Source organism: Vibrio sp. 704 (assembly GCF_033339295.1).
In genome coordinates, this window is sequence record NZ_JAWOUH010001108.1 from 1 (window position 1) to 500 (window position 500).

General features: G+C 41.4%; 1 protein-coding gene. It reads right to left on the minus strand.

Annotated elements, in window-relative coordinates; all coding sequences use genetic code 11:
* Positions 1-129: 129 nt before the first annotated feature.
* Positions 130-480, minus strand: coding sequence for a hypothetical protein (locus tag R7R24_RS30910; protein WP_054577365.1), 351 nt, complete (start codon positions 478-480; stop codon positions 130-132).
* Positions 481-500: the final 20 nt, after the last annotated feature.

Here is a 500-nt window from a genome sequence, read left to right on the forward strand (position 1 = left end):
TAACGCCTTGTTAAGGTGTGAGGCACGCAATGCCTAAGCTTCCGCATACCACCTTAATCACCAAACCTAACGCATGGTAAAAATGCCACGCGTGCCGAATCACTCTTGAACAATTTGTTATGCTCGTACTCAAAGAAATTGGAGAATTAAGCAAGTGACAAACGCTGGAAGCCCTGCAATAAAGAAAACCAAACCTGCCTGGAAGTTCATTCTATGCTGCTCTCGTTGGTCTTCTTCGAAATCATGACCTTCTACCATTTTGTAAACTTTATCTGTTCTAGAATCATCCATATGCGCTGTTTTACTATATACGCCACCTTCCCACATAAGCTTTGCTAAAACCCAGTTCACGATAACAACGAAGAACAGAAAGTCGACTGGCTGAGTAGTATCAAAGAAGGGGACAAACTGAGCTAAGAGAATAACAATCAATGCTGCAACAAGATTGATTAGCACCACTTTCTTCAGTAAATTGAGCAAAATTCCCTCCTAGAGCATAA